A 26,208-nucleotide genomic window follows, 5' to 3' on the forward strand; every position below is an offset into this window, starting at 1 on the left:
CATGCTGCCCGCACGCCAATCAAGACGTATGAACCCCTGTTGATCCGCACCGCTCCGGTTCGCCTCGCGCCACCGGTGCACGTACCGCAACGTGGTCGAATACTCGCCATCGTAATCAGTCTCCGCGAGCAGACGCTCGTGCACCCGTTTGATCGTGTGACGCTGCTTACGGGGCATCAACCGGTCCGCCTCCAGCCACGAATCCACCAGATGCGTGTACGGGTCGATCTTCGAACCATACCGACGATCCGTCTTCGGCCTGGGCGAGCAATCCCGCATATCCGCGTACTTCGCGACCGTCCCGCGATCGACATGCAGCCGCCGCGCTATCTGCGCGCGGGACAATCCCTGCCGATCAAGTCTCCTGATATCCTGCACCATAGGCATCGGTATCGCCATGTTCCTTTCCTTCCCGAGCCTTCGGCCAGCGGCAACCGGCCGAAACCAAAACGAATTGCAACTCGGGAATATACAGACAGGCGAACCGACGTCCCACTACCAAGTACTGCCAAACCTGAGGAAAACCATCAGCCTACACTGCGGAAAAACACTGCCAAACCTGTCGAACAAACATTGAAACAAAACAGGCCCTGCGCTGCCGGATCGTGCTGGCGTGCGCGGAGGGCCTGTCGAACAAGGAGGCGGCCGCGCGGGTCGGCGTCTGCCCGTCGACGGTGGGCAAGTGGCGGCGCCGCTTCCTGCGCGCGCGGTTGGATGGCCTGTCGGACGAGCCGCGTCCGGGCAGGCCGTTCACGGTCACGGACCGGATGGTCGAGGACCTGCTGGTGACGACCCTGGAGGAGACCCCGAGGAACGCGACGCACTGGAGCCGGCGGCTGATGGCCGAGCGCACGGGGCTCAGCGAGTCGAGCGTGGGCAGGATATGGCGCGCGTTCAACCTCAAGCCTCACCGGGAGGACGGGTTCAAGCTGTCGAACGACCCGCTGTTCGTGGACAAGGTGCACGACGTGGTCGGCCTGTACCTCGACCCTCCCGAGAGCGCGGTCGTGCTGTGCGTGGACGAGAAGAGCCAGATCCAGGCGCTCCAGCGCTCCCAGCCGGCCCCGCCGATGATGCCGGGCATGCCCGAGCGGCGCGCCCGCGACTACGTGCGGCACGGCACCACGAGCCTGTTCGCCGCGATGAACGTGGCCGACGGGACCGTGATCAGCGCCACCCACCGGCGCCACCGGGCCGCCGAGTTCGTCTCGTTCCTCGGCAAGATCGACGCCGAGGTGCCCGATGGGCTTGACGTGCACGTGGTGTGCGACAACTACGGGACCCACAAGGCGCCCAGCGTGAACGCGTGGCTGGAACGCCACCCGCGGTTCCACATGCACTTCACGCCCACCTACTCCAGCTGGCTGAACCGGGTCGAGCGCCTGTTCGCCGAGATCACCCGGCAGATGCTCCGGCGCAGCGACCACCGCAGCGTGCAGGCGCTGGAAAGGGATGTGCGCGAATGGGTCAGGACGTGGAATGAGAACCCACGGCCGTTCAAATGGACCAAGACCGCCGACCAGATCCTCGCCTCCATCGCCCGCCTCCTCCAACGCACCACCGGCATCTGACCCACACGAATTAATCAACGAATTAATGACGCAGCATACTAGCTCTGTTTGACTGGGGAACACCCCCACTGGAGTGGACACAACCGGGACACAATGACTGCGGAAAATCGCGAAACCAGTGGCAATCAACGAACACCGCCAATAGCCTAGAAACCGCGTCATATCAACGAAAACGAGACTAACGAAGCTCACAATAATTAACGAAACAACCCATAAACCGAACAAGGGGTCGCGGGTTCAAATCCCGCTGGCCCGATTTTCTGAATAGTCGGGAAAAGCTGCTCAGCCCTACGGGAGTAAGGTTGAGCAGCTTTTCATTTTTACTAGTTTTATTGATTTCTAACCTTTCAGAAAATGCGGGCAAAAGATGCCAGCAAAACCTACTCCTGCAGCGAGAGAACCGCCCCTCGCACCCGGTAATCAGCATCGATGTGCTGGACGAGTGCTACCAACATCCGAAGTCGGCGGTGAAGAATCCAGCAAGGAAAGGAAAGGAGGACGCTTCGCTTCATCGTAGCCAATGGAACGGGCGGAGTCACACCTGAAATGTCAATTGATCTATCCCACTACAGGAGGCACAGCGGGTTTCGGCACGCAGAAGGCCCGGCGCACTGCTCGCTGGTTGTCCCCATCAAGAGTTATTTCCCAGTAGTAATTGCCGGGTGTGAGCGGGAGTCCGTTGGAAAAATCGAGAGTATTTAGTTTCACGGCTCCGATATGGTTCCGCTGATCAAGTTGAAGACCGTTCAAGGCCGCGTCAATGGTGAGGACGCTGGCCACGCGCATCGGTTTCGGAACAGGGCCGGGCAGGCTCACTACACTGTTGCTGTCGTTGCGTAAAGCGTATTCGACAGTGACTTCGCAGGGACACAGTTCAGCGGGAATGTGGATTTCCGCGAATACGGAGAACCGGGGAGTCATGCCCGCGGCGCCAAGCGGGATGATGTTGCCCCCGACGCCGAGGATATTGCCCTTGCCCGTCTGATCGATGTTGGCGAAGTCGGCGATTTGCACGATGACGGTCGCCTGTTCGGATACTTTGCTCATAGTTCAGGCCACCTGACGTTCCAGGATGCCTTGGTTGGCCGTCGTTCCGATATTCTCCCTAGCGGTAAAGTCATTATCCGCGAAGTAGGGGGAAGGCAGGATGATCATCGAGTTGTCGGGAACCACCTCGGCACCACTGTCAAGGAATTCGCGGACCCGCGTCGGCTTGCCGTCATCGAAGTAGAACGGTATGTCCTCGCGTGCGAGTTTGCGTGTTTCTGCGAACGTGTCACCGGCCGCGGAGAATCCCGGCATGTCCTCGGATTCGGCCCACCATGCGCCGTCTTCCTTGTGGTAGGTGATTTTCACCTGTCGAGTGTCCATGTTGCGCCTCTTCACTTCTGTCCGAGGATATCGCGAATGTCCTCTTCGGACAATCCGATGTCCTTCGTCAGTATCTTCTTTACTAGTCCGGGCGGAACGTTCTGCCCGTCATGGAAGGCGAAGGTCAACGGCGGACGACCCTTAGCCTTCATTCTTTTATGCGAACCTTTCGCACGGTCGATCTCATATCCCAGCCCACGAAGGATGCGGATCAGGTCCGAGGCCTTCATCGAAGGGTAGTCGATCGGCATGCGTGATTGCCTTTCGGTTGGTTCAGTTCAGCAACAGTCCCATTTAATCACACTAAAACCGGCCAAAATGTGAATCTTCTATTCCAGGCAAGTGAGGACGCCATGCCCTTCGCCCAGCCGAGCGGTGGCTTCCTGCCGTTCAGTGACGGCTTCCTGCCGTTCCCGCTCCGCGGATGATGCCGTTTTATCCAATACATTTGTCCAATGCGGGCTGCTACTGTCATGGCTGATTTGGAGCGCAGTCGCGGGAAGGAGATGGGTATGGCGTTGACTTGGCTGATGCTGTTCGGGGCTATTTTCTGCGAGGTGGCAGCGACGTTGTCGTTGCGCGCCTCAGAGGGATTCAGCAAACTCGCTTGGGCGGTGCCGGTGATTGTGGGATACGGCGTCTGCTTCTTCCTGCTGGCCATGGTGCTGGATCGGGGCATGCCCACCGCGCTGGCATACGGGGTGTGGTCGTGCGTCGGCATCATCGCCACCGCGATCATCGCGCATTTCGCCTTCCAGGACCCATTGAACTGGCGTATGTGGTTGGGCATGGCGATTATGATCGTCGGTATTATCGTGCTGCAGTGGGGCAGCCATACGGCCGCACGCTGATGCGTATTAACGCGGAAGGTCATTCTCCAGATATTCCCTCAGCACTGCCGCATGGTTGACGATGGGGTCTTTGGCCGCGTACAACAAGGTGACGGCATCGTGCTCCGAGCAAACACGCTTCAACTCATCGACCGCTTCCGTGTTGGCGTCCAACTCCTGCCTGTATTGTTCGGCGAATTCATCGAACCGCTCCGGATCATGGCCGAACCATCGGCGCAATTCAGGCGATGGCGCGATGGCCTTCATCCATAGATCCAGCGCCGCCCGTTCCTTGCTCACGCCACGCGGCCATAGCCGGTCGACCAGAATCCGATATCCATCCTGCGGGGATGGCTCGTCGTAGATCCGTTTGATGCTGACGTTTACCATGGATTTCATGGTGTCAGCCTTCAATAGGCACAGTCAACGAACATGCCGCATAATGAACCCATATTCATACGCCGTCATTAGAATCTGGCAGCAGCGCGTGCGGCCATGCGCATGCATTATCAGGGGGATGGAACATGTCATTGTCGTGGTGGGAAAGGCCGATTGCGCTGACCGAGGCCCTGGTCGCGCAGCATACCGTCAAGCTTGCGCCCGAGCCGGACGGCGAACGTCGGGGATTGGTGCCGGCGCCGAATAGAAACAAGAAGCATCACGGAACGGCCCCGGCCGGGAATGGCAATGCCGCGTCGTCCATGGACACGACCAGCACCGATACTGGCACCGACGCCAACGCCGGTACGACTGCAGTACCGCAGGCGGAGCGGCCGTTCACACTCGTCGTGGTCGGCGATTCGCTCACCGTGGGCTGCGGCGTCGATAACCAGAACGAAGGCCTAGTGCCGGATATGGCGAGGGTTTTGGCCAATACCATCGAACGTCCGGTGCGATGGGTGGCTTACGGCAAGCTCGGTGCCACGATGCGGCGCGTACGGTTCCGGTTGCTGCCGCAAGTCAAGGAACAACCTGATCTGCTGGTGCTGTGCGCCGGCTCCAACGATCTGATGGCCCGTCGCAGCCCGAAGGAATGGCGCTCCGACCTGACCGCCGCCATCGACGAGGCGAAAGCGCTGTGCCCGCACGTCGTGGTCATCAGCTCCGGACAGGTGTACCGTTCGCCGGCGCTCGGGCACACCCTGCGCAAGGCGATTCTCAACATGACGGACGCGCAGACCGCCATCAGCAAGGAGATTTGCGCCGCCAAGCATGTGCGGTTCGTGGACATGACCCATTACGATACGGGGCTCACCGATGCCGAATTCTGGGCATACGACAATTTCCACCCGTCGAAGCGTTGCTATCAGCTGCTCGCAAATGGTGTGATCGCACAGGCAACGCCGGATCTCTGAGCCTTTACGGGCGGATGCAGGTGCGGAATATATTCAACGAATTATTTGGCGCGGGATACTAGTCCACGAGTTCAGGCACAGGGCATTGGACGCGGATACCCTAGGTATAGGTAATCTATTCAGCCGTCTCGCGGAGACCGACGACGCTCAGGGTGACTATGCCGTGCCCGTAGCGCCTCGCAGTGTGCCCCCGCAGCCTCAAAACCATTGTTTTCGGTCTACCGGGGCACACCCTGTGCCCCGGTACCGCTTTGAACCCGGTTTTTCGTCTGGCGGGGCACAGAGTACTGGCCACGAAAACCGCAGAAATCCGCCATTGTTGCGATTTGGCATGATACAGACGCATAACGCGGTGTGCCCCGGCAGCCGTATTTTGTCGAAAAATCAGCTGCCGGGGCACACCATCCGCCGAATATCTCACAATTCGGAATCCAATAGTTCAGATTCCATATGCGCCAAGCATGCGGCGCACGCGCAATGAGTAAACGACAGACGTACAAGACGCATACGAGACGCGCATGAGACGTGTCTGCAATCTCAGCGCGTCTCATGCAGCACTCATACGACATCGCATAGCACACATGCGACATCACGCGCCAGCGTCAGAACGCCATGCGGCAAGCCGCGCACGCCATCACTTGCGCTTGCCGACCTGCTTCTTCTCGCGGATGTTCACCGAAATCTGAATCGGCGTACCCTCGAAGCCGAACTCCTCGCGCAGCGAGCGTTCGATGTAGCGGCGGTACCCGTGATCGAGGAAGCCGGTGGCGAAGATCACGAAGCGCGGCGGGCGCGTGGATGCCTGCGTGGCGAACAGGATGCGCGGCTGCTTGCCACCACGCAACGGGTGCGGGTGGGCGGCCTGGATCTTGCCGAGGAAGGCGTTGAGCTTGCCGGTCGGGATGCGCTGATCCCACGATTCGAGCGCGGTACGCATCGCGTTGGCCAGACGGTTCGTATGCCATCCGGTCTTGGCGGACAGGTTCACGCGCTGGGCCCAGGTCACACGATCGAACTCGGTGATCCACAGGCGTTCCAGACGCTGCTTGTCGAACTCGTCCATCGCGTCCCACTTGTTGAACACCAGCACGATTGCGCGACCGGCATCCACGGCGGTGGACATCACCTTCAGATCCTGATCGGAGATCGGCTGGGAGGCATCGAACAGGATGAGCGCGAGCTCGGCGCGTTCGATGGCGGCCTGCGTGCGCAGGGAGGAATAGTATTCCGCCCCGTTGAGCTTGTGCTGACGGCGCTTGATGCCGGCCGTGTCGATGAACAGCCAATCCTCGCCGTCGACGTCGATGACCTCATCCACCGGGTCGCGTGTGGTGCCCGCAAGGTCGTTGACCACGGTGCGTTCCTCGTGCGCCAACTGGTTCAGCAGGGACGACTTGCCCACGTTCGGGCGGCCCACCAACGCCACACGACGCAGCCCGGACGGCGTGAGGAAGCCCGAGGTCTTCTCGGCCTTCTTCAACGAATCCAGCGCGACGTCAAGCAGATCGCCCACGCCACGACCGTGCATGGCGGAAACCGCGTACGGCTCCCCCAGACCGAGCTTCCAGAACTCGGCGGCCATGTATTCACTGGCCTGATCGTCGATCTTGTTGACGGCAAGGGTCACCGGCTTGCCGGCGGCACGCAGCATCTTCACGATGCGTTCGTCGGTGGAGGTCAGGCCCACAAGGCCATCCACCACGAATACCACGGCGTCGGCCAGCTGCACGGCGACCTGCGCCTGCGAGGCAATGGCCGATTCGATGCCCTCGACGTCGGCCTCCCAACCGCCCGTGTCCACCAGCTTGAAGTCGGTGCCGGCCCATTCCGCGTCATAGCTCACGCGGTCGCGGGTCACGCCGGGCGTATCCTCGACCACCGCGGCGCGACGGCCCAGAATGCGGTTCACCAGCGACGACTTGCCCACGTTCGGGCGGCCGACCACGGCCAGCACGCCCACCGGCTTGGGACCGGCCTTGCGCGTGCCGACCTCGACACCACGGCCGTTGATCAGGTTCTCGTCGTCTTCGGACAGCTCGTAATCCCGCAGGTTCGCGGCGTACTGCTCGTACTCCTGGTTCTCGATGGCCTCCTCGACCAGACCGATGAGCACATCCAGCGTGTGCTCGAAGTCCATGTCGGAGTTATCCACGGTGGTCACGCCGTCCGCGGCCGTCTGGAAGCTGGTCACCTTGGAGTCGGCCTTGTCGCGGGCCGCCACATCCTCGGCGCCGACGCCCTTGCCGCCCACGGCCTGACCGGAACGGCGGGCCTGACGAACCTCCTCACGGGCGGTGAGCAGCACGCGCACCTCGGCATCGGGCGCCACCACGGTGGTGATGTCACGTCCCTCCGCCACGACGCCAAGACCGCCGGAGAACGAATCGGCCGACGCCTCACGGGCGATGTAGGCGCGCTGTGCGGCGATGAGCACGTTGCGCACGGGAATGATGCCCGACACCTTGGAGACGTGCGTGGAGACCTCGGAGGAGCGGATGGCTTCGGAGATGTCCTCACCGTCCGCCATGACCTTCGGGTCGTCGGGGTCGACGGAGATGTCGAAGTGGTCTCCGGTGAAGAACTCCCCCACCGCTTCGGTGACCACACGCTCGTCCACCGTCTCGGCGTCCAGATCGATGCCCTGCTTCAGGCACCACCACGCGCAGGCGCGATACATGGCGCCGGTGTCGAGATAGGCATATCCGAAATACTTGGCCAGTGCCTTGGACGTGGACGATTTGCCCACGCCGGCGGGGCCGTCGATGGCGACGCGGATCACAGGCCGACCTCCTTGGACAGCGAACGGACCTCGACCGGTGACAGCACACGGTAGGAACCGGCCTTGAGGTCACCGAGCTTGATCGGTCCGATCTGGGTGCGGATCAGACGCTTGACCGGGAAGCCGATCGAGCCGAAGATACGGCGCACGATACGGTTCTTGCCGGAGTGCAGCACGACCCTGACGAGCGTACGATCGCGCGAGGAATCGAGGATCGTGCAGTGGTCGAGCTTGATCCAGCCGTCATCCAGCTGCACGCCGGTGGTCACGAGGCGGCGGCACACCGTGCCGGAGATCTTGCCTTCGAGCGTGGCGACGTAGGTCTTCTCGACCTCGTACTTCGGGTGCATGACGTGCTGCGACAGCTCGCCGTCGTTGGTCATGAGGATCAAGCCTTCGGAATCGTAGTCCAGTCGGCCCATGTGGAAGATGCGGTCGTACTTGTCGCCCACGATGTCGCGCAGCGTGTAACGGCCCTTCGGGTCGTCCATCGCAGAGAGCACTTTCCTGGGCTTGTTGAGCGCCAGGGTGACGTGGTTCGGATTGATGTGGACGCGGGAGCCGTCCACACGGACCTGCTGCTTGTGCGGGTCCACGCGGGTGCCGAGTTCGGTGACCAGCTCACCGTCCACCTCGACACGGCCCTCGGTGATCATGTCCTCGCACTTGCGGCGGGAGCCGAAGCCCGCCTGGGCGAGGACCTTCTGCAAACGGATGGAATTGGAATCGTCATGTGCGCTTCTGGCGCGGGAATATGCGTTTGGCATCGTTCTCCCAACGTGGCCGGACGGCATACCTGTCCCCTCATAGGTATTCGTATATGGACGGTTGCCGTGAATGTGTATCGATTGCTGTTCGGTTGGCTGGCATTCCCAGCCAATTCCAACCAATACATAATACCGGGAGCCAACGACTGCTGCTAGACTGGCGGGTTGGGCGGGTTCGCCCGTCTTCCAATAGTTGATGAAAAGGAAATGAAAATCATGGAAGAAACCAAGCAACAGCCGCTGGTCCTGCGCGTGTGCGCCGAACTGGCCGGCAGCTTCCTGCTGTGCTTCGCCATCTACGCCTTCTCCACATGGGGCTCGGCCGTGTATGGCGTCAATGTGGTCTTCACCCCCGTGGCCACCGCGCTGGCATACGCTGTGGTCACCGCGGTCTTCGCCCGCGTGTCCGGTGGCCAGCTGAACCCGGCCGTGACCGTGGCCGCCGTGCTCGCTTCGAAAACCAAGCTCGTTGATGGCGTGCTGTATGTGATCGCCCAGGTCGTCGGCGCCATCGCCGCCGCGTTCGCCGTGGTCAAGCTGCTGCCCACCTCCGAGCAGGTGGCCGCCAAGGTGTGGCTGTCCCCGGCTGTGAACGGTTTCGAGCAGGGGTCCGTTTCGTATTCGCTGCTCACGCAGTATGGCATCACGTTCTCAATCACGCTGGCGATTGTGGTCGAGGTGATCGGTTCGCTGATCATCGTGGCCGCCGCCATGTCCTCGCTGGGCGAGCACGGCGAGCCGTCCGACCGCTACGCCCTCACGATGGGCGCCGCCTATGGTCTGGCGGTCGCCGTGAGCTATCCGGTGACCGGCGCCGGACTCAATCCCGCCCGTTCCACGGGTATCGCGCTGGCCGCCATGAACGAGGGGCTGACGCAGAACCCGCTGCAACAATTGTGGGTCTTCTGGATCAGCCCGGTGCTGGCCGCCGCCGTGGTGGCGCTGGTGATGATCATCGCGCAGATGGCGACCACGCCCAAGGTCAAGGCGGCACATCAGGAGTCCATCGATGGCGTCATCGCCGCCGACGGCAACGTCGATTCCGATGCGGCCGGCCAGCTGCCGGTGACGGAATCATCAGAGGATGGCGTGGCCGAACAGGCCGAAGAAACTCAGGTAGGTTACCAGCAGGCCGATTCCCAGCGCGATGCCGATGAAGGAGTCGAACGCCACTGAGCGTACCTTCCACGGGCTTCGTTCGCGCATGATCAGGCGAATCAGGCCGGTGGTGATGGCCGTCACGGCAAGTACAGCCGTGGCGGCCATCGTGTATCCAAGGAACGCCAGCACGGTGGCGAAGACCACGACGCCGAGCACGATCCATTCGAACCACGGCTTGCCCTCGTGGGCTTCGGAAACGTAGGGATGGTTGTGCATGTGCGGGCTTCCTTTGGATGTTATGACTGAATGTGATGACGTTGCCCGTCACGCCGGACGCGCGACGGATACCGATATGCCGTGTCGCACGTCTAGTAGCTGCGGCAGAAAATCGTTTATTAATTCACTACCCCTCAGACCCGCTTCGCGGGCGGCGGATGACTGCGTGGCGGGGCAAGCCGAAAAGTCAACACGCATACGACGCATCGTCATGTGAGGTTGGGTTTCCTCCCCCACGATTAACAGGAGAGGAAACCCAACCGGTCAGGACCAGTGTCCGAATCAGTGTCAGGATCAGTGGAAGAAGTGACGGGTGCCGGTGAGGTACATGGTCACGCCGGCCTGCTTGGCAGCCTCGATGACCTCCTCATCGCGGATGGACCCGCCGGGCTGCACGATGGCCTTCACACCGGCGTCGATGAGCACCTGGGCGCCATCGGCGAACGGGAAGAAGGCGTCGGAAGCGGCCACGGAGCCCGTGGCGCGATCGGCGCCGTCGGCCAGCGTATTGGCACGCTCGACCGCCAGATGGCAGGAATCGACGCGGTTGACCTGGCCCATGCCGATGCCCACGGTGGCCTGATCGTGGGCCAGCAGGATGGCGTTGGACTTCACGCAACGAATCGCACGCCACGCGAACACCAGATCCTTCAGGGTGTCGGCGTCGGCAGGCTCGCCGGAGACCAGCTTCCACGCATCCGGGTCGTCGCCTACCGCGTTGATGAGGTCGGTGTCCTGCACCAGCAGGCCGCCGTCGATCTGGCGGAACGACTCGTGGCCCTTCGGCGGCTCGGCCACCTTGAGGATGCGCAGGTTCTTCTTCTTGGTCTGCAGCAGCTCCAGCGCCGCGGGCTCGTAGTCGGGGGCCACGATGACCTCGGTGAAGATCGGACGGACGCTCTCCGCCATCTCGAGGGTCACGGTGGAGTTGCAGGCGATCACGCCGCCGTATGCGCTCATCGGGTCGCAGGCGTGCGCCTTCTTGTGAGCCTCGGCCGCGGTGGCGCCGATGGCCAGTCCGCACGGGTTGTTGTGCTTGACCACTGCCACGGCGATGGACGGCGCCATATCCCACACGGTGCGCCAAGCGGCGTCGGCGTCCACGTAGTTGTTGTAGCTCATCGGCTTGCCGCCCAGCTGCTCGGCGTGGGCGAATCCGGTCTGGTTCAGCGGGTCGATATACAGCGCGGCCTGCTGGTGGGAGTTCTCGCCATAGCGCAGGATGTGCGCACGGTCCCAGGTGCGGGTGAACTGGCTCGGGAACTTGGCGGAATCCACTTCCGCGCCCTGATCGTCATGGTCGATCTCGGCCGCGTCCAGCGATGCCGGCTTGGGCCAGTGCTTGGCCGTCCACTCGTTGATGGTGGCGTCGTATGCGGCGGTGTGTGCGAAGGCCTTGGCGGCGAGCCACTTGCGTTCCTCAAGGGAGAATCCGGTGCCGTCGGCCACGCGGGCGGCCACCAGCGCGTAATCGTTCGGATCGGTGACGATGGCCACCGTGGCATGGTTCTTGGCCGCGCCGCGCACCATGGAGGGGCCGCCGATGTCGATCTTCTCGATGGTGTCGGCCTCGGATGCGCCGGAGCGCACGGTGTCGGCGAAGGGGTACAGGTTGACGACCACGAGATCGAACGGCTTGATGCCGAAATCCTCAAGCTGCTTGGCATGCTCCGGGTTGGTCATATCGGCCAGGATGCCGGCGTGGATGTACGGGTGCAGGGTCTTGACACGGCCGTCCAGGCATTCCGGGAAACCGGTGATCTCGGAGACCTCGGTGACCTTGACGCCAAGTTCGGCGAGCTTCTTGGCCGTGGACCCGGTGGAGACGACCTCGGTGCCGGCCTTCACGAACGCCGCGGCGAGAACCTCGACGCCTTCCTTATGAAAGACGGAAACCAGTGCTCGGCGTATCGGCCGGTTCGTGTTTGTCATCCTGTTCCTCCTTGGATTGTGATGGTTGTGGTTGCGATTGTTCATGTCCGACGACCGAGCGTACGCGCGCGGGGCCGTGGTCCGCGCCCTCAGGCGCGGAACGGGTGTGTGATTGCCTGGTATGCTCAGCCATCCAGCCTATCGAAAAAACGAGTGCGGTGCCAATCAGCGCCACCACCCAGGCCATGGCCAATCCGAGGGCGGTGGAATGCCCCACGGCCCGTGTGGAGGCCATGACGTCAACGCCCACATGCGCGAGACGGTGCTGGCCGAGCGAGCCGTTCGACATGGCGAACATCAGCGTGGAGGCCAGCGATACCAGCACTGCGCTCAGGCAGAACGCCCCTGCGGGATATGCCAGATCGAGTATCGCCTTCTGTCGTTCGGACGCCTTGCGGATACCGCCGGGACGGTACCCGAAGCCCTGAGGCAGGAACAACGCCAGCAGTCCGACGATGATGCCGACGGCGAATGGCGTATTCAGGGCGATGGTGCGCCATATCTCGTTCGTAACAGGTTCCGGCAGCATGCCGAACACGGGAACGGCCGGCAGGTCCTTGGATTGGCCCACCCACAGGGTGAAACTGGCCACATCGCCAATGGCGAACCCGGCGCCGAAGAGCCAGGAGACCGCCCATAGCATGAGATTCGGCAACCATATGACCATGGCTACCGTCGTCAAGATGCGGGAGCCCATCTCCATGCCTGACAGCTCATACACCGCTACCACGGCGGCGTGGTTGCGCACCGCCCAGACGACGACGGTGATCAGCCCGATGATCAGATACACTCCGATGATGAGTCCCGCGACGACCGTGCCCATCGTCAGGCAGCGCCTGACCTGGGGCGAGGATTGCTCGCACGCCCAGCCCGTCAGCTCCTTGATCTTCGCCGACTGAGGCAGGGCCACGCACAGATAGGCCACGGTGAATACGATGGCCGCTTTGAGCAGGACCAGCCATTGGTCGTCGATCAGACCGAGATGCACCGACTGACGGAACAGCTCGTTCGTCACCAGCCAGACCGCCAGACCACTGACATAGGAGTGCGGACCGGTAGCCTTGAGCCGCGTCAACATCGCGGCGATCAGCCATATCAGCAGGATGGTGAGCAATAACGGCGTGATGGTCAGTGTGACCGCATCGGTGGCGAATCCGGAGCCCTCGCTCAGCAGCACCATGGCCTGGGTGAGACTCGTGGTGCTTGTGGTGAGGTTCCCGCCGCCTTCCTCCATGGAGATCACGAGCAGCATCAACGCGATGTAGCAGCCCAGTGCGATGGCGTAGACGGCCATGGATGCGAGGGCCGCGATGGCACCTCGCACCCATTGGCGAATCACTGCTTTCATATACCTAACCTAGGCCGGCGGCGCTCAGTCGATATTGGCCTTGGCCAGCACGTCGCGCATGATCTGAGCGGCCTGTCCCGGCGTCTTGCCCACGGGGATGCCTGCGGCCTCAAGCGCGTTCTTCTTGTCCTGCGCGGTGCCCTTGCCACCGGAGACGATGGCGCCGGCATGGCCCATCTGCTTGCCTTCGGGGGCGGTGAAGCCGGCGATGTAGGCCACGACCGGCTTGGTCATGTGTTCCTTGGCCCAGGCGGCCGCCTCCTGCTCGGCGAAACCGCCGATCTCGCCGATCATCATGACGGCCTTCGTATCGGAATCGGCCTCGAATGCTTCAAGCGCCTCGAGCAGCGTGGTGCCCACGATCGGATCGCCGCCGGCGCCGAGGCATGCGGTGAATCCGATGTCGGACAGCTCGCCCATCAGCTGGTAGGTCAGGGTGCCGGACTTGGAGACCAGACCCAGAGGCCCGCGGCCGACGATGCCGTCCGGGATGATGCCGAGGTTGACGCCCGGCTCGCCGAGCGTGATGAGACCGGGGCAGTTCGGTCCGATGACGCGGGTGCCCTTCTCCAAGGCGAGCTCCACGAAGTAGGCGGAATCGGCCACGGGAATGCCTTCCGTGATGACCACCACCAGTTCGATGCCGGCCTCGATGGCCTCGACCACGGCGTCCTTGGCGAAGCGTGGCGGAACAAACACCACGCTGGCCTTCGCGCCGGTCGCCTCGCGCGCTTCGGCGCAGGTGGCGTAGACGGGAATCTCGGCGTCCTGGCCGTCCCGAGCCGCCGGATAGGTCACGGTGGTGCCGGCCTTGCGCGGGTTCACTCCGCCCACGATGTTGGTGCCGGCCTTCAGCATGCGCGCGGTATGGGTCATGCCCTGATGACCGGTCATGCCCTGAACGATGACCGGAGCGCCGTCTTCAATGAACAGCATCAGCGAACCTCCTTGGACTTGATGGCCTCGGCCGCGAGTTGGGCCGCCTTCTGTGCAGCGCCTTCCATGGTCTCGGACACATGGATGGTGGGGTTGTTGGCCTCGGCGAGAATCTGCAGACCCTCGGTTGCGGCGTTGCCGTCGAAGCGCACGACGATCGGCTTGGAGCTGACCAGCGTCTTGACCGCTTCAAGGATGCCGTTGGCCACCTCCACGCATGAGGTGATACCGCCGTACACGTTGATGAACACGGATTCGACCTGCGGGTCGGACAGCACGATCTCCAGGCTGCCGGCCATGACCGACGCGGAGGCGCCGCCGCCGATATCGAGGAAGTTGGCCGGCTTGATGCCGGTGCCCTGCTCCTCGCCAGCACCGGATACGGCGTCGAGGGAGCTCATGACCAGACCGGCGCCGTTGCCGATCACGCCGACCTCGCCGTGCAAGTGCACGTAGTGCAGGCCGTGTTCGCGGGCCTTCTGCTCGAACGGATCGGGCACGATCGGATCGACGAAACGCGTCCAACCGTCATGGCGGAAGGCGGCGTTGTCGTCCAGGGAGATCTTGGCGTCAAGGGCGCACAGCTGCTTGCTGGATTCGTCGTCCGGATCGCCGATCTTCGCCAGCGGGTTGATCTCCACGAGGGTGGCGTCGTTCTCCTTGAAGCAGCGCCACATCTTGAGCAGAATCTGCGCGGCCTGATCCACGTCGGCATGGTAGAAGCCGATGCTTTCGGCCATCTTGGTGGCCGCTGCGAGGTCGAAATCGCCGAGCGCCTCGATGTGCAGACGCTTGACGGATTCCGGATGCTCCTTGGCGATCTCCTCCACCTCGGTGCCGCCGTTGGCAGTGGCCAGCACGTCGAAGTCGCGCGAGGTACGATCCACGGAGATGGACACGTAGTATTCGTGCAGGATGTTCTTGGCCTCGGCCACGAGCACGCCCGACACCTTATGGCCGTGGATGGTCATCGGCAGAATCGACTCGGACTCGAGAATGGCCTCGTCGCGGTTGTGGGCGATCTTGACGCCGCCCGCCTGACCGCGGTGGCCGATTTTCACCTGCGCCTTGATGACGCAAGGATAGCCAATCTTGTCCGCCGCTTCGGCGACTTCATGGGAGTTCTGGGCGAAAATGGCACCCGGCGTGGGGATGTCCTGTTCCTCAAGCAACTGACGTGCCTGGTATTCGTAAAGATCCATGGATCCTTCCCTGATGTAAAAAACGATGGTCCGGCATGCAACTGTACATGTTACATGCCGGACCATGACAATGATGATTGCTCCGTGAGAAGCCCGGATTATGACTCCCGGATGGACGCTCAGGCGGGCATGGAGACCAGCGAGCTGGTGGGCACGCCGCCAAGCTTGTCGATGCCGTCGAGACCTTCCAGCCGCATCACGAAGCTGAAGCCGACCACCGTGCCGCCGGCCTTCTCGATCAGATCGGCGCCGGCCTTGGCCGTGCCGCCGGTGGCGATGAGGTCGTCGACGATCAGGACGCGCTCCCCGTGGGCCACGGCTTCGGTCTCGATCTCCACGCTGGCGGTGCCGTATTCGAGATCATAGGACTCGCCGATGGTCTCGGGCGGCAGTTTGCCGGCTTTGCGGATGGCGATGAATCCCTTGCCTAGATGAGCGGCCAGCGAGGGGCCGAAGAGGAATCCACGGGACTCCAATCCGGCGATGGCATCGAATTCGTCCGGTGCGACCGGCAACGCCTCCTCCAGCGCCTTCAACAGGATCTTCAGGCCCCTCGGGTCCGCAAGTACCGGCATGAAATCACGGAAGATGATGCCTTCCTTGGGGAATCCGGGAACGGACCGGATAAGGGACACCATATACGCGGCGTCCTCCTGCCCGACCTTGTCCAACGACTCGATGGTGATGTCCGACTGTGCCATGTGCTCGTCCCCTATATATCTCAATATATTGCTGGCTGGCTTATGTTATGCGCATCGGCGACGGAGCGACGCCGATGCCTGCACGATTGATCGCGGTCATTGCGACCGCGATCACAGACTGCTTCGACTACTTGGATTCGCCGCTGTTCTGCTGCTTCGTCTCGGTCGCGGTCTTGGTTTCGGCCTGCTCAAGCGCGGATTCGACCGGGACCTGTGCGGAATCGTCGGTGTTCTGGGAGTCGTCGGACTCGTTGGCGTCCTCGGACAGCGGGTTGCCGTTCTCATCGACCTCATCATCGGAGACATAGGCCGGACGGGTGTATTCACGGGCGATGGCGTTGAAGGCGAACCGCATCTTGGAGCCCTCGGAATCGATGACGATCTCCTCGTACTGCTCGTCGACCTCTACGACCTTGCCGATCACCTGGCCGATGGTGATGACCTCGGTGCCGGGCTGGAGGTTGCGGCGGAAGTCCTGACGCTCCTGCTGCTGCTGCTTCGACTTCTTCGACTGCCACCACATCATGCCGCCGATGACCACGACCATGACGATGAGCATAATATACGATGAATCCACGGGGAAACTCCTTCAGACAACGGTCACGGCCACATGTTGACGCATAACCGGATTGTGCAAACAGGCAAAAGTCTAGAAGAGCTTACTGACATCATCTCTGGGCGTAAGGCCCAGATGACGCCATGCCTTTTCGGTGGCCACACGGCCTTTGGGGGTGCGTATGAGGAAACCCTCGCGCACGAGATACGGCTCGCAGACGGTCTCGACGGTCTCCGACTCCTCGCCCACCATGGCGGACAGGTTGTTGAGTCCCACCGGGCCGCCGTTGAAGTTGCGTACGATGGCCTCCAGCACGGCGATGTCCAACCGGTCGAGTCCCTCGGAATCGATCTGGTACAGCGCCAGCGCCTCCTTGACATCGTCCGGACGCACCACGATGAGGTCGTGGACTATCGCCCAATCGCGTACGCGCCGCAGCAGACGGTTTGCGATTCGCGGCGTGCCGCGCGAACGCAGCGCAAGCTCATGCGCCGACCCTGCGTCGAGGTTCACGCCCAGCACGTTGGCGGAGCGTTCGACGAGTTTCTCCAGCTCCTCATGCGGATAGTAGTCCAGATGGGCGGTGAAGCCGAAACGCGCACGCAACGGGCTGGGCAGCATGCCCTCCCTCGTCGTGGCGCCGATGACGGTGAAGCGTGGCAGCGTCAGGGGGATGGAGCTGGCACCAGGTCCCTTGCCCACCATCACATCAACACGGAAGTCCTCCATCGCGATGTACAGCAACTCCTCGGCGGCGCGGGGCAGACGATGGATCTCGTCGATGAACAGCACCTCGCCGGTGTCCAATGAGCTGAGAATGGAGGCCAGATCGCCGGCATGCTGCACCGCCGGGCCCGAGGTGACGCGAATCGGCACCTCCAGTTCGTTGGCCACGATCATGGCCAACGTGGTCTTGCCGAGCCCCGGAGGGCCGGCGAGCAGGATATGGTCAGGCGGCACGTCGCGTTTGCGTGCGGCGTCGAGGAACAGCTGGAGCTGCGCCTTGAGCCGTGGCTGGCCGATGAATCCGTCCAGCACATGCGGTCGCAGCTCCTCGTCGCTCACCGGCTCGTTGCCGATGGGCTGGGAGGACACCATGCGCAGCGACTCCTCATTGGCACCGGTGTTCGAGGTGCCGAAATCCATCTCCTCGGCCATCAGCGCCCCCTATCCATCAATGCCAGTGCGAAACGCAGCACGCGCGGCACATCCTCGGCGGACAGCGGCGTGTTGACGTCGTTCTCCTTGATCGCCTCGCCGACCGCCTGCTGGGCGTCCTGCTGACGCCATCCCAGCGAAATCAGGCCTTCGATGACCTGTTCCATGCCGGTATCCACCGGAGCCTGCGCCGTCGCCGCGGCGGGCGAATCCTCGATCCGGCTCAGATCGATGGACCCCTTGAGTTCGAGGATGATCTTCTGGGCGCCCTTTTTGCCGAGGCCCGGAGCCTTGGCCAGCGTGGTCGCGTCGTTGTCCGCGATGGCATGCGCCAGCTGGATCGGAGTCAGGGTGGACAGCAACGATTGCGCCACCTTGGGGCCGATTCCGGACACCTTGATGAGCTGCAGGAACGTCTTCTTGGCGTCGCGATCGAGGAATCCGTGCAAGGTGACCGCATCCTGCGAGATGTTCATGTAGGTGTAGACGCGCGCGTCCTGACCGGCGTGGAGCCGTCCCAGATCGGTGGCGGACATGCGGACCTCGTATCCGACTCCCCCGACGTCAATCAGTGCGGTATCGGCATCCACCGATTCGACCCGCCCGTTCAGCATGCCGATCATCCCCGCTCCTCCCCTGCGATGTCACGAACGTCACCCAATAATCGAACAACTGTTCGAAGTATACTACATGCCGCGGTCGTGATTGAAGCGGCGGCGTGGCGCGCGTTGGGCCGCCTCGGCCCACTGCCGTTGGGCCGCCGTCAGGTGCTCCTCCCGTTCCCCTCCCTGCAGCGCGCCCGCAGGACGCAGCGCATGACAGATCGCCAGTGCCAAGGCGTCGGCGGCATCGGCCGGGGTGGGCATCTTGGTGAGGTTGAGGATGCGCGTGACCATGCGCTCCACCTGAATCTTCTGGGCCTGCCCGTTGCCGGTGATGGCGAGCTTCGCCTCGGTCGGCGTGTGCAGGGCGACCGGGATGTTGCGCTGGGCGGCGGCCAGCATGGCCAGGCCGGCCGCCTGGGCGGTGCCCAGCACGGTGTTGCGGTTGGACTGCGCGAACACGCGTTCGATGGACACGCTGTCCGGTGCGAACCGGTCCATCTTCTCCGACAAACCGTTGTATATGGCCAGCAGTCGCAGGTCCTGGGAGGTGTCGGGTGAGGACCGCACCACATCCACATGGATAAACGAAAGCCGGCGATGTTCGCCGGCTTCAATCACGCCGACCCCGCAGCGTGTGAGCCCGGGATCGACGCCAAGGATGATCACTGGGGATTACTCCTCGTCGAGCTGGGCCATGACCTCGTCGGAGGCGGTCCAGTTGGAGTAGATGTTCTGCACATCGTCCAGATCATCGAGGTTGTCGATGAGCTTGGAGACCTTGCGGGCGTCCTCGAGGCTCAGCTCGACCTCGTTCTTCGGCTCCATGACCTGATCGGCGGAGTCGTAGTCGAAGCCGGCGTCCTGCAGGGCCTTGCGCACGGCGAACAGATCGGACGGGCCGGTGATGACGGTGAACACCTCGCCGTTGTCCTGAACGTCCTCGGCACCGGCCTCGGCGGCGGTCTCGAAGAGCTTGTCGAAGTCAACGCCCTCGGACGGGACCACGATCTGGCCCTTACGCTCGAAGTTGAAGGAGACGGAGCCGGAGGTGGCCAGGGAGCCGTTGCCCTTGGTCAACGTGGAGCGGACTTCGGCGGCGGCGCGGTTGCGGTTGTCGGTCAGGCACTCGATGATGAGGCCCACGCCGGCGGGCGCGTAGCCCTCGTAGACGATGTCCTCATAGTTGGCGGCGCCATCCTCGGCACCGGAGCCACGCTTGACGGCGCGGGTGATGTTGTCGGCCGGCATGGAGGCCTTCTTGGCCTTGTAGATGGCGTCATACAGGGACGGGTTGCCGTCCGGATCGCCGCCGCCCAGACGGGCCGCGATCTCGATGTTCTTGATGAGCTTGGCGAAGAGCTTGCCGCGCTTGGCGTCGATGGCGGCCTTCTTGTTCTTGGTGGTCGCCCACTTGGAATGACCTGACATAATGCTCCTAGCGATTAAACGGATGATGTCAAACGAAGCGATTATAGGCCGTCAATCAGACATACCCGGGATTGTGCTCGAAAATTGTGACCGAAAACATGCCCGGTGACGGCCCGCAGCAACCCACCGGCCCCACGGGCTGAGGCACCGATGGACGGGAACCGGAAAACCGCATCAGCGAATCCGGCCAGCGGACCGGTGAATCGGCTCGAAGGACCGACTAATCGGTTCAGCGGTCCAACGGTCCAACGGTCCAACGGTTCAGCGGTCCAGCGGCAGCCCCGACTGCGGCGCGAGCCGCGTGAACGCCTCGGCGTAGGCGGCCCGCTGGTCGGACAGAAGAATCGGCATGGTACGGGTCTCGGCCACAATCGGCATGAAGTTCGCATCGCCGTTCCAGCGTGGCACCACATGCTGATGCAGGTGCGCGGCCACGCCGGCGCCGGCCACTTCGCCCTGGTTGATGCCGATGTTGTACCCGTCCGGGTGGGATACGGTCTCCATCACCTTCATGGCGAGCGTGGTGGCCTTCTCGAATTCGAACAGCTCGTCGTCGTCAAGTTCGGTGATGAACCCCACATGGCGGTACGGGCAGATCATGAGATGCCCCACATTGTAGGGGTAAAGGTTCATGATGGCGAACACATGCGTGCCGCGCCACGCGATCAGGCCGTCCTCGTCGGACTTCTTCGGCCCGACGCAGAACGGGCATTCCTTGGATTTCGGCTTGGTCGGCCGCCCCTCCGTGTTGCGCAGCACGTAGGTCATGCGCTGCGGGGTCCACAGGCGCTCGACCGTGTCCTCCTGCGGCGGGAAGCCGGCCGGGTCGTCGATACGCACGTCATCGGTCATCTGATTCGCACCTCTCCATAATCCCATAATCGGTATGCATCAATCCGTATACGTCCTTATGCGCATCCGCGCATACTGTCCGCGTATTTCCGAATAAATCCGGATATATTCGGACCGTCCTATATACGATTCGGCTCCCCCGGGAAGGGAGCCACCGGTCGCAGAGGAACCGCCGGGAGATGCCGGATGCGGATGCACCGGATCTCTTACGGTCCCCGCGCGAGCGGCTTCCCTTCCCGGGGGAGCCGAATCACGTCAGGGCAATGACGCCAAACCTACGGACGTCAGCCCTGTTGGCGCCAGTCTCCCGCTGCGATCAGGCCGCGGGCTCGGCCAACGCGGCGTTGAAGTCGTCCACGGAGTTGACCTGGACGCGCTTCTTGATCACGGCGAGGATGTCGGCGCGGGCCTCGTCCACCGGCACGCCATTGAGCTGGCTGCCGTCGCGGAAGCGGAAGCTCACCGCGTTGTTGTTCATGTCCTCCTCGCCGACGATGAGGATGAATGGCGCCTTGGACTTGGAGGCGTTGCGGATCTTCTTGCCGAAGCGGTCGTCGGAGGAATCAATCTCGCAGCGGACCATCTCGTCCTCGAGGGACTTGACGAACTCCTCGAGGTGCGGGGCGAACTCGTCGGCCACCGGCACGCCGAGAACCTGGACCGGGGCAAGCCACGCCGGGAACGCGCCGGCGTAGTGTTCGAGCAGCACGGCGAAGAAGCGCTCGATGGAGCCGAACAGGGCACGGTGAATCATCACCGGGCGCTGGTGGGTGCCATCCTTCGCGATGTACTCGAGCTGGAAGCGCTCGGGCAGGTTGAAGTCGAGCTGGATGGTCGAGACCTGCCAGGTGCGGCCGATGGCGTCGCGGGCCTGCACGGAGATCTTCGGGCCGTAGAAGGCGGCGCCGCCCGGATCGGCCACGAGATGCAGACCGGACTCCTTGGCGACCTCGGCGAGCGTGTTGGTCGCCTCCTCCCAGATCTCATCGGAGCCGACGTACTTGTTCGGGTCCTTGGTGGACAGCTCGAGATAGAAGTCGCTCAGGCCGAAGTCCTTGAGCACCTTGAGCACGAAGGTGAGCAGGTTGGTCAGCTCGCCCTTCATCTGCTCGCGGGTGCAGTAGATGTGGGAATCATCCTGCGTAAGGCCGCGCACACGGGTCAGGCCGTGGACCTCGCCGGACTTCTCGTAGCGGTACACGGTGCCGAACTCGAAGAGGCGCAGCGGCAGCTCGCGGTAGGAGCGCTGGCGGGACTTGAAGATCAGGTTGTGCATCGGGCAGTTCATCGGCTTGAGGTAGTAGTCGAAGCCGGGCTTGGTCACGTTGCCGTCCTCGTCGTACTCCTCATCGAGGTGCATCGGCGGGTACATGCCGTCCTTGTACCAGTGCAGGTGGCCGGAGGTCTCGTACAGGCCGCCCTTGGTGATGTGCGGGGTCTGCACGAAGCTGTAGTGGTACTTGCGGTGCATCTCGCGGGAGTAGTCCTCCATCGCGTTGATCACCGCGGCGCCCTTCGGGTGGAACACGGCCAGGCCCGGGCCGATCTCGTCCGGGAAGGAGAACAGGTCCATTTCGGCGCCGAGCTTGCGGTGGTCGCGCTTGGCGGCCTCCTCGAGACGGGTCTGGTAGGCCTTGAGATCCTCCTTGGAGGCCCATGCGGTGCCGTAGATGCGCTGCATGGTCGGGTTCTTCTCGCTGCCACGCCAGTAGGCGGCGGCGGAACGCTCGATCTTGAAGGCCTTGATGAAGTGCGTGTTCGGCAGGTGCGGTCCGCGGCACAGGTCCTTCCACACCACGTTGCCGTCACGGTCGACGTTGTCGTAGAAGCTGAGCTCCTTGCCGGAGATCTCGGTGGCGGTGGACGGGTCGAGGTGCGCTTCCTTGTCCTTGATCAGCTCGATCTTGAACGGCTGGTCGGCCTCCTCGGCCAGCGCCTCCTCCTCGGTGACCGTGCGGCGGCGGAAGGACTGCGCGGACTTGATGATCCGCTGCATGTGCTTCTCGATGTTCTTCAGGTCGTCCGGGGTGAACGGCTGCTCGACCTGGAAGTCGTAGTAGAAGCCGTCCTTGATGATCGGGCCCACGCCGAGCTTAGCGTCCGGGAACAGTTCCTGGACCGCCTGGGCCATGACGTGCGTGGCCGAATGGCGCATGATGCCGAGACCGTCCTCGCTGTCGAGGGCGACGGCTTCGACGGTGTCGCCGTCGGTGAGGGGCGTGTACAGGTCGCGCAGTTCGCCGTTGAGACGCACGGCGATGATGTTCTTGTCATCCGCGAAGAGCTCGACGCCGGTGGTGGTTGCTTCCACCTCCTTCGCTTCGCCGTTGACTGTTATGGAGATGGTAGCTTGCGCCATGATTTGTCCTTTGCTATCGGGGTCCGCGGTACTAATGTGCAGGCCTGGACTGGTTAATCAACAGTCGTCACCATAGGCAGGGCATACGACAAACCGGGACGGACCAGAACAAGCCAGAACGGACCGGGTTGGAGCCGGAAAACGAAAAAGCCTCACCGCGATGGTGAGGCTCGAGCTGGAGCGGACAACGGGACTCGAACCCGCGGTCTCAACCTTGGCAAGGTTGCGCTTTACCAACTAAGCTATGTCCGCAAAGGAATCCGCCGTGAGAAGCGGTTTCCAGTGGGCGATGTAGGAATCGAACCTACGACCCCTTCGGTGTGAACGAAGTGCGCTAGCCGCTGCGCCAATCGCCCGAAATCAATCGGTATTCAGTTATATCGGCGATACAAGTTCGTCTGCGTGGGCGATACAAGATTCGAACTTGTGACCCCTTCCGTGTCAGGGAAGTGCGCTACCTCTGCGCCAACCGCCCGGGTCTGCTCATTCATGCGAATTGCTTCGCGGTCCTGAGAGGTGGGTACGAGAGTCGAACTCGTCTATACGGCTTTGCAGGCCGCTGCCTAACCGCTTGGCTAACCCACCGTAAGGTCTGTCAACTCATCGGACCTAGAGCGGACAACGGGACTCGAACCCGCGGTCTCAACCTTGGCAAGGTTGCGCTTTACCAACTAAGCTATGTCCGCATGTGTCTTACAGGGGAACACCAGAAGGCGTCTCGCCGAAGCACGAGTGATTACTATACTCACATGCCTGTAATTCGTCCAGTCACGGCGTGTCGCCTTGTGACAGTTGGTGTTCGCGCCCATCGAAACTCCGCTCGCTGATGGCTAAAGGCGGCATCGGGCATGGTCGCGTCCTTTACGCTGGAGAGTATGAGTGAAGAAGCGAACGCCCAGACGCCGGTGATGATCGCCGCATTCGAGGGATGGAACGACGCCTGTCAGGCCGCCACGAATGTGGTGCGTCATCTGGTCCGCCGCTACGAGTCCCGTGAGATCCGGCATATCGACTGCGACGGGTTCTACGACTATCAGGTGGCCCGTCCGATGCTGTGCCATGTCTCCGGCCGGGCCACGCTGGTGTGGCCGCAGACCACGTTCTACGACATCACCCTCGACGCCAACCGTCATCTGTACGCGCAAATCGCCCCCGAGCCGAACTACCGCTGGCAGGAGTACTGCGCGCAGAGCCTGCATATCGCCGAAGAGCTGGACGTGGCGCAGGTGGTCACACTCGGTTCGATGTTCTGCGACTGCCCGCACACGCGCCCCCTGCCCCTGTCCGTAAGCGACGGCGAACGCCAATGCGAATGCGATCGGGAATACAACGGCCCGGTGGGAATACCCACCGTGCTTGATCTGGCCGCGGCCGACCGGGGATTCGGCCATGCCTCCATGTGGGTTTCCATCCCCCAATATCTCGGCAGCGACGAATGCGCGGCCGGCACGCTGCGACTATTGGATGCGCTGGGCAAGCGCATCGGCTTCACCTTCGACACGGGCGATCTCAAGCGCAAGGCCGAGCACTGGAAGGCCCAGGCCTCAGTGCTGGTGCGGTGCAACGACCAGCTCAGAGAATACGTGGAGCATCTCGAACGCGACTACGACCTCAAATGCAAGGCCGACGAGGAAGCCGGCCTGGGCACCCCGCAGTGCGAGCAGCTGATCCGTGAGGCCGAGGCGTTCCTGCGGCAGATGGGCGACTAAACCGACGCCGCGGTCTCGGCGCACGTCCGGCCGTCGCATCATTGTCAGTGTCCCGTGTCAAGAATTCGTTGGTTTTTTGGGTCCCCTTGTTAGGACGTTGCCGTGAAGTGGCGTGGCATACTGGGGCGTCGAATCGGCTGACCAGATAATCGTCGGATTATCGTCGATGGGGCGTCGGCGGACCCATTTTTCCGCCGACGCCCCATCCCTTTTGTCTCAGCAGCGTTCCCGCGCCTACGCCGCGACCATGGACGGATCGATGGCGGGAAGAACACCGGTGATGAGCAGCAGCGCCACCACCACGGCCAGACCGATGCGGTAGATGGCGAAGGCCTTGTAGGAGAACGTGGCCACGAACTTCAGGAAGCCGATAATCACCACGTAGCCCACGAAGAACGAGACCAGCGTGGCGGCGATGGTGGGGCCCCAGCCGGGGAACGCTCCGATCGCCGTGCAGGCGGCGGCGTCACCGCCGGAGCAGGCCGCGACGTCCTTGACTGCGGAGACGGTTTCGAGAATACCGGCGCCGAACACCGCCGGGATGGCCATGAGGAAGCTCACCCGAACGGCGGCCTCACGGGTGTAGCCCATCGCACGGCCGAAGGTGATGGTGCCGCCGGAACGCGAGACGCCCGGGATAAGCGCCAGCATCTGGCCGATGCCGAACAGCAACGCGTCCTTCCAGGTCATCTGCTTCATGGTCTTGAGCTGCTTGGAGCGCGCGTCGAACACCCACAGCAGCACGCCGAAGATGATGAGCACGGTCACCGTGATCCAAAGGTTGCGCAGGGTGGTCTCGATGGCGTCCTTGAACAGCAGTCCGGCGATGAGAATCGGCATGGTGCCGATGATGATGAACCATCCCATCTGCGTATCCGGATTATGGGCGCCGAGACGGCTTTTGAGGTCTTTGCCCTCCTTGCCGAACAGGGAGCCGAACCATGCGCCCAGAATGCGGATGATGTCCCGTCGGTAATACAGGATGACGGCCAGCTCCGTGCCGATCTGGATGATGGCGGTGAACGCCGCGCCGGGGTCGCGACCGATCATCAGGTCGCCGATGATACGGATGTGGGCGCTGGACGACACCGGCAGGTATTCGGTGAGCGCCTGGACCAGACCCATGAAAAGCGCTTGGAAGAAATTCATAACCCTTCGTCACTTCCGTGATATGTGATGTATCTGATGTACGTACTGTGGTAGACGGAAGAACACGATACCCAAAGGGGCGTAGAACAACACTAGGAAAACGTAAACTGCACGGCTTCTACAATGAAACCGTCACCCGCGTCGCCATGCATCACATGCGACGCAATCGCAGGATGTACGATGTGCGAGGCAATGCGCATGGCAGCCGACGCGCACGGGCGAA

At 62.5% G+C, this 26,208-nt stretch carries 25 protein-coding genes, 5 tRNA genes and 1 pseudogene; 5 read left to right on the plus strand and 26 right to left on the minus strand.

Annotated features, from left to right (window positions below):
- The coding region (locus BMYO_RS08735; protein WP_476695612.1) for an IS21 family transposase at positions 1–399 on the minus strand (399 nt) is incomplete at its 3' end.
- A 188-nt stretch (positions 400–587) separates the two neighbouring features.
- Here BMYO_RS08735 and BMYO_RS08740 point away from each other — a divergent pair.
- Positions 588–1,571 (plus strand): annotated as a pseudogene (locus tag BMYO_RS08740) (IS630 family transposase); the annotation flags it as partial.
- Positions 1,572–2,129: 558 nt separating this feature from the next.
- Here BMYO_RS08740 and BMYO_RS08745 read toward each other — a convergent pair.
- From BMYO_RS08745 to BMYO_RS08755, 3 genes are read right to left on the minus strand one after another with little or no spacing between them, the layout of a single operon-like run.
- Positions 2,130–2,618, minus strand: a complete 489-nt coding sequence (locus tag BMYO_RS08745) for a hypothetical protein (protein ID WP_094668101.1) — start codon at positions 2,616–2,618, stop codon at positions 2,130–2,132.
- Positions 2,619–2,621: 3 nt separating this feature from the next.
- Positions 2,622–2,942, minus strand: a complete 321-nt coding sequence (locus BMYO_RS08750; RefSeq protein WP_094668102.1) for a type II toxin-antitoxin system HicB family antitoxin — start codon at positions 2,940–2,942, stop codon at positions 2,622–2,624.
- A gap of 11 nt (positions 2,943–2,953) precedes the next feature.
- Entirely contained in the window at positions 2,954–3,193 is a 240-nt protein-coding gene (locus BMYO_RS08755; RefSeq protein WP_094668103.1) for a type II toxin-antitoxin system HicA family toxin, read from the minus strand.
- Between the two features lie 261 nt (positions 3,194–3,454).
- On the opposite strand from BMYO_RS08755, the gene BMYO_RS08760 reads away from it, so the two are divergent.
- Positions 3,455–3,793 carry a DMT family transporter gene (locus BMYO_RS08760; RefSeq protein ID WP_169834115.1) on the plus strand — a complete coding sequence of 113 codons (339 nt, stop codon included), beginning with the start codon at positions 3,455–3,457 and terminating at the stop codon, positions 3,791–3,793.
- 6 nt (positions 3,794–3,799) lie between these two features.
- Here the strand turns inward: BMYO_RS08760 and BMYO_RS08765 are convergent, their stop codons facing one another.
- A complete protein-coding gene (locus BMYO_RS08765) occupies positions 3,800–4,162 on the minus strand; it encodes a DUF488 domain-containing protein (RefSeq protein ID WP_094668157.1) in 363 nt (120 codons plus the stop codon).
- A 140-nt stretch (positions 4,163–4,302) separates the two neighbouring features.
- Between BMYO_RS08765 and BMYO_RS08770 the strand changes: the two genes are divergently transcribed.
- The gene (locus BMYO_RS08770; RefSeq protein WP_233428234.1) at positions 4,303–5,127 is read left to right on the plus strand and encodes an SGNH/GDSL hydrolase family protein; all 825 of its coding nucleotides are present in this window, start codon (positions 4,303–4,305) and stop codon (positions 5,125–5,127) included.
- Positions 5,128–5,761: 634 nt separating this feature from the next.
- Here BMYO_RS08770 and der read toward each other — a convergent pair.
- Positions 5,762–7,906 (minus strand): bifunctional cytidylate kinase/GTPase Der, encoded by a 2,145-nt coding sequence (gene der / locus BMYO_RS08775; protein ID WP_094668104.1) that lies wholly within the window; start codon positions 7,904–7,906, stop codon positions 5,762–5,764.
- Positions 7,903–8,673 (minus strand): pseudouridine synthase, encoded by a 771-nt coding sequence (locus BMYO_RS08780; RefSeq protein WP_094668105.1) that lies wholly within the window; start codon positions 8,671–8,673, stop codon positions 7,903–7,905. The genes der and BMYO_RS08780 overlap by 4 nt, the downstream gene beginning before the upstream one ends.
- Before the next feature lie 216 nt (positions 8,674–8,889).
- Between BMYO_RS08780 and BMYO_RS08785 the strand changes: the two genes are divergently transcribed.
- Entirely contained in the window at positions 8,890–9,849 is a 960-nt protein-coding gene (locus BMYO_RS08785; RefSeq protein ID WP_094668159.1) for an MIP/aquaporin family protein, read from the plus strand.
- Here BMYO_RS08785 and BMYO_RS08790 read toward each other — a convergent pair.
- The 18 genes from BMYO_RS08790 to BMYO_RS08875 form a co-directional block, all read right to left on the minus strand.
- Complete coding sequence (locus tag BMYO_RS08790; RefSeq protein ID WP_094668106.1) at positions 9,751–10,050, minus strand: DUF3017 domain-containing protein; 300 nt, start codon at positions 10,048–10,050, stop codon at positions 9,751–9,753. The genes BMYO_RS08785 and BMYO_RS08790 overlap by 99 nt on opposite strands.
- A gap of 294 nt (positions 10,051–10,344) precedes the next feature.
- Positions 10,345–11,982 carry a bifunctional phosphoribosylaminoimidazolecarboxamide formyltransferase/IMP cyclohydrolase gene (purH, locus tag BMYO_RS08795; protein ID WP_094668107.1) on the minus strand — a complete coding sequence of 546 codons (1,638 nt, stop codon included), beginning with the start codon at positions 11,980–11,982 and terminating at the stop codon, positions 10,345–10,347.
- Positions 11,930–13,330 carry a cell division protein PerM gene (locus BMYO_RS08800; protein ID WP_094668108.1) on the minus strand — a complete coding sequence of 467 codons (1,401 nt, stop codon included), beginning with the start codon at positions 13,328–13,330 and terminating at the stop codon, positions 11,930–11,932. The genes purH and BMYO_RS08800 overlap by 53 nt, the downstream gene beginning before the upstream one ends.
- A 24-nt stretch (positions 13,331–13,354) precedes the next feature.
- A complete protein-coding gene (gene sucD / locus BMYO_RS08805) occupies positions 13,355–14,266 on the minus strand; it encodes a succinate--CoA ligase subunit alpha (protein ID WP_094668109.1) in 912 nt (303 codons plus the stop codon).
- Entirely contained in the window at positions 14,266–15,468 is a 1,203-nt protein-coding gene (sucC, locus tag BMYO_RS08810; RefSeq protein ID WP_094668110.1) for an ADP-forming succinate--CoA ligase subunit beta, read from the minus strand. Before sucC ends, sucD begins: the two co-directional genes overlap by 1 nt.
- 119 nt (positions 15,469–15,587) lie before the next feature.
- On the minus strand, positions 15,588–16,169 hold the full coding sequence (locus BMYO_RS08815) for an adenine phosphoribosyltransferase (RefSeq protein WP_094668111.1): 582 nt from the start codon (positions 16,167–16,169) through the stop codon (positions 15,588–15,590).
- 127 nt (positions 16,170–16,296) lie between these two features.
- A complete protein-coding gene (locus tag BMYO_RS08820; RefSeq protein ID WP_094668112.1) occupies positions 16,297–16,728 on the minus strand; it encodes a preprotein translocase subunit YajC in 432 nt (143 codons plus the stop codon).
- A gap of 90 nt (positions 16,729–16,818) precedes the next feature.
- Complete coding sequence (gene ruvB / locus BMYO_RS08825) at positions 16,819–17,883, minus strand: Holliday junction branch migration DNA helicase RuvB (protein ID WP_094668113.1); 1,065 nt, start codon at positions 17,881–17,883, stop codon at positions 16,819–16,821.
- The gene (gene ruvA / locus BMYO_RS08830; protein WP_094668114.1) at positions 17,883–18,506 is read right to left on the minus strand and encodes a Holliday junction branch migration protein RuvA; all 624 of its coding nucleotides are present in this window, start codon (positions 18,504–18,506) and stop codon (positions 17,883–17,885) included. The genes ruvB and ruvA overlap by 1 nt, the downstream gene beginning before the upstream one ends.
- 63 nt (positions 18,507–18,569) lie before the next feature.
- The gene (gene ruvC / locus BMYO_RS08835; RefSeq protein WP_094668115.1) at positions 18,570–19,154 is read right to left on the minus strand and encodes a crossover junction endodeoxyribonuclease RuvC; all 585 of its coding nucleotides are present in this window, start codon (positions 19,152–19,154) and stop codon (positions 18,570–18,572) included.
- 6 nt (positions 19,155–19,160) lie between these two features.
- Positions 19,161–19,916: a YebC/PmpR family DNA-binding transcriptional regulator gene (locus tag BMYO_RS08840; protein ID WP_094668116.1), complete on the minus strand. Its 756-nt coding sequence runs from the start codon at positions 19,914–19,916 to the stop codon at positions 19,161–19,163.
- A gap of 261 nt (positions 19,917–20,177) precedes the next feature.
- Positions 20,178–20,768: an HIT family protein gene (locus BMYO_RS08845; protein ID WP_094668117.1), complete on the minus strand. Its 591-nt coding sequence runs from the start codon at positions 20,766–20,768 to the stop codon at positions 20,178–20,180.
- A 316-nt stretch (positions 20,769–21,084) separates the two neighbouring features.
- Positions 21,085–23,127: a threonine--tRNA ligase gene (gene thrS / locus BMYO_RS08850; RefSeq protein ID WP_094668118.1), complete on the minus strand. Its 2,043-nt coding sequence runs from the start codon at positions 23,125–23,127 to the stop codon at positions 21,085–21,087.
- Between the two features lie 176 nt (positions 23,128–23,303).
- Positions 23,304–23,379: transfer RNA gene (locus BMYO_RS08855), tRNA-Gly, on the minus strand.
- Positions 23,380–23,410: 31 nt separating this feature from the next.
- Positions 23,411–23,483, minus strand: a tRNA-Val gene (locus BMYO_RS08860).
- Between the two features lie 47 nt (positions 23,484–23,530).
- Positions 23,531–23,602: transfer RNA gene (locus BMYO_RS08865), tRNA-Val, on the minus strand.
- A 39-nt stretch (positions 23,603–23,641) separates the two neighbouring features.
- Positions 23,642–23,712: transfer RNA gene (locus BMYO_RS08870), tRNA-Cys, on the minus strand.
- 28 nt (positions 23,713–23,740) lie between these two features.
- Positions 23,741–23,813 (minus strand) — tRNA-Gly (locus tag BMYO_RS08875).
- 189 nt (positions 23,814–24,002) lie between these two features.
- Here BMYO_RS08875 and BMYO_RS08880 point away from each other — a divergent pair.
- Positions 24,003–24,836 (plus strand): PAC2 family protein, encoded by an 834-nt coding sequence (locus BMYO_RS08880; RefSeq protein WP_169834116.1) that lies wholly within the window; start codon positions 24,003–24,005, stop codon positions 24,834–24,836.
- A 234-nt stretch (positions 24,837–25,070) separates the two neighbouring features.
- On the opposite strand, the gene BMYO_RS08885 is transcribed toward BMYO_RS08880, so the two are convergent.
- Entirely contained in the window at positions 25,071–25,985 is a 915-nt protein-coding gene (locus tag BMYO_RS08885) for an undecaprenyl-diphosphate phosphatase (RefSeq protein WP_094668120.1), read from the minus strand.
- Positions 25,986–26,208: the final 223 nt, after the last annotated feature.

The sequence above is a fragment of the Bifidobacterium myosotis genome (assembly GCF_002259745.1).
Taxonomy (GTDB): domain Bacteria; phylum Actinomycetota; class Actinomycetes; order Actinomycetales; family Bifidobacteriaceae; genus Bifidobacterium; species Bifidobacterium myosotis.